Origin of the sequence: Protofrankia sp. Cr1, assembly GCF_963555865.1 — a bacterium.
Lineage (GTDB): Bacteria > Actinomycetota > Actinomycetes > Frankiales > Frankiaceae > Protofrankia.
Map to the genome: position 1 here is coordinate 1 of NZ_CAUVXO010000039.1, position 2,518 is coordinate 2,518.

Annotated in this window: 3 protein-coding genes; all 3 read right to left on the reverse strand. The window is 69.5% G+C overall.

The annotated features are described in order from the left end of the window. Window positions 1–13: 13 nt before the first annotated feature. The 3 genes from U9980_RS06025 to U9980_RS06035 all read right to left on the reverse strand — a co-directional run bounded on the left by U9980_RS06025 (window position 14) and on the right by U9980_RS06035 (window position 2,444). A complete protein-coding gene (locus tag U9980_RS06025; protein ID WP_322767029.1) occupies window positions 14–850 on the reverse strand; it encodes an ABC transporter permease in 837 nt (278 codons plus the stop codon). Further along, a complete protein-coding gene (locus U9980_RS06030; RefSeq protein WP_322767030.1) occupies window positions 847–1,827 on the reverse strand; it encodes an ATP-binding cassette domain-containing protein in 981 nt (326 codons plus the stop codon). The genes U9980_RS06025 and U9980_RS06030 overlap by 4 nt, the downstream gene beginning before the upstream one ends. 104 nt (window positions 1,828–1,931) lie before the next feature. Continuing rightward, the gene (locus tag U9980_RS06035; protein ID WP_322767031.1) at window positions 1,932–2,444 is read right to left on the reverse strand and encodes a hypothetical protein; all 513 of its coding nucleotides are present in this window, start codon (window positions 2,442–2,444) and stop codon (window positions 1,932–1,934) included. Between the last annotated feature and the right edge of the window lie 74 nt (window positions 2,445–2,518).

Consider the following 2,518-nt stretch of genomic DNA (forward strand, 5'->3'; position numbering starts at 1 on the left):
GGCGCTGGGGTCGTCAGGCGCGGCGGTTGTAGGCCCGCAGCGCGAGCGGCACGAACACCGCCAGCAATGCCGCCATCCAGCCCAGCGTCCACACCAGGTCCGAGGCGACCGGTCCGCCCAGCATCAGGCCGCGCACCGCGGCGACCAGGTGCGAGATCGGGTTCACCTTGACCGGCGCCTGCAGCCAGCCGGGCATCGTCGAGACCCGGACGAAAGTGTTGCTGCCGAACGACAGCGGCAGCACCAGCATGAACATGATCCCCTGCACCGTACCGGGAGTGCGCGCCACCATGCCGACCCACACCGAGATCCAGCAGAAGCACAGGGCGAACGCGATCGACAGCCCCAGCGCGGCCACCAGTGACAGCGGGTCGGTGGCGATACGGAAGCCGATGAGGTACCCGAAGCCCAGAAGAATGACACACAACAGCAGATAGCGCACGACATCGGCGAGGACCGCGCCGACCAGCGGAGCCGACCGGGTGATGGGCAGTGCCCGGAACCGGTCGAACACCCCCTTCTCGATGTCGGCGTTGAGGTTCTGCCCCAGCGCGATGCTGCCCATGGCGATGGACTGGCCGAGCATCCCCGGCAGCAGGAACTCAAGGTAGTCGTGCTGGGACCCGCCGCCGATCGCGCCACCGAAGATGTAGACGAACAGCAACAGGAAGATCACGGGTTGCAGTGTCACGTCGACGAGCTGTTCAGGTGTCCGCATGGTCTTGATCAGATTCCGGCGCGCGAGCACCAGGGCATGGCGCAGCGCACGTTGCCGGGGCTGGGCGGCTACGGGCCCGGGTGTCGGTGGCGCGGGTGGCCGCCGCCGTGGCTCGGTGGTCATGACTGTCATGCGGCCGACTCCTGTTCGGACGTGGTGCGGTCGTCGGTGCGGCTGCCGGTGCGGTTGCCGGTGAGGGTGAAGAACACCTCGTCCAGGCTCGGCAGGTGCAGAGACAGCTCGGTGACGCGGATGCCGGCCAGCTGCAGTCGGGCGATCGCCTCCGGCAGCACCTCGTCGCTGTCGACGGCGACGGTCAGGCCATCGCGCCCGTCGGGCTGCGGCGCTGACCCCGCGATGTCTGCGAGCAGCCGGCTCAACGCGTCGCGCTGGGCCGGGTCGGCCGGGCGGACGCTCAGGCGCTGGCCGCCGAGTACGCGTTTGAGGCCGTCGGGGGTGTCGTGGGCGATCACCCGGCCGTGGTCGATGACGGTGATCTCATCGGCGAGCGCGTCGGCCTCCTGTAGGTACTGGGTGGTCAGCAGCACCGTCGAGCCGTCGTGGACGAGGCTGCGCACGACGTCCCACATCTCCTCCCGTTTCACCGGGTCCAGGCCGGTGGTCGGCTCATCCAGGAAGATCACTGCTGGTCGGCCGACGAGCGACGCGGCGAGGTCGAGCCGGCGCCGCATGCCGCCGGAGTAGGTCTTGGCCAACCGGCCGCCGGCCTCGACCAGGTCGAACCACTCCAGCAGCTCGCCTGCCCGCCGCCGGGCCTGCGCTGCGGGCAGGTCGAGCAGCTGGCCGATCATGACGAGGTTCTCGACGCCGGTCAGGTCCTCGTCGACGGAGGCGTACTGGCCGGTCAGGCCGATGTGCATACGGACCTGCTGCGGGTTGCGCGCGACGTCGAAGCCGGCCACTGTGGCGTGCCCGGAGTCGGCGCGCAGCAGGGTGGCGAGGATGCGCACGGCGGTGGTCTTCCCGGCACCGTTGGGGCCCAGCACGCCGAGCACGGTGCCCTCACGCGCCGCCAGATCGATGCCGGCTAACGCGTGGGTGTCACCAAAGCGCTTGGTGATCTTTTCGGCATGGATGGCGAACGTCATACGCCAGATACTGCCGGGCGAGGCTGGTATGGCGCGTACATCCTGCTGGCACATGCTGACGGAGGCAGGTAGGGACGGCGGGGTGTAGGGACGGCGCCGGCGGCCTACCGCTGGTCGAGCATCCATGCGACCAGGAGCGCGATGCCCATCACGACGAAGACGATCATCGTTCCCGCCAGCACGTAGAAACCGACGGTCTTGATCAGCCCGATGGTGACCGGAACCGCCGCGGCGACCACGAGAAAGCCGCTTGTCGTGACCGGCGTGCTGATGAGCGTCAGCACCGTCCTGGGTCCGCTCGGCCGATCGGTGCTCGGCCGATCGGTGCTCGGCCGATCGGCGCCCTGGCGATCGGTGGCCAGTTCGGCGGCCAGCGATGGCATGAGCCGAACCGTGCCCCAGGTGAGCACGACGAAGGCGATCGCGAGGCCGAGGGCGTAAAGAAAGCCGACGGCGTGGCCGAACGCGTCGAACGACGCGCCGGCGCCGAGCGCAGTGGCCGCGAACGGGACGTACCACGCGGTCGTGTGGTCCTGTTTTGCCTGCTCGGCGAGCCGCCGGGCCTGCGCGAGTCGTTCGGCCTGCCGGGCGGTCCTGTCGGTGTGCGGGCTGGCCATCGTTGATCCACTCCCATGGTGCGCTCGTGCGCGCAGCGTCCGGCGGGGGCTTGGTGGGCATTCTCCGGTTGGCA

What these genes read in the sequence shown, in the direction of transcription:
- U9980_RS06025 (WP_322767029.1), bottom strand. Translation starts at nt 850, where the DNA reads ATGACAGTCATGACCACCGAGCCACGGCGGCGGCCACCCGCGCCACCG.
- U9980_RS06030 (WP_322767030.1), bottom strand. Translation starts at nt 1,827, where the DNA reads ATGACGTTCGCCATCCATGCCGAAAAGATCACCAAGCGCTTTGGTGAC.
- U9980_RS06035 (WP_322767031.1), bottom strand. Translation starts at nt 2,444, where the DNA reads ATGGCCAGCCCGCACACCGACAGGACCGCCCGGCAGGCCGAACGACTC.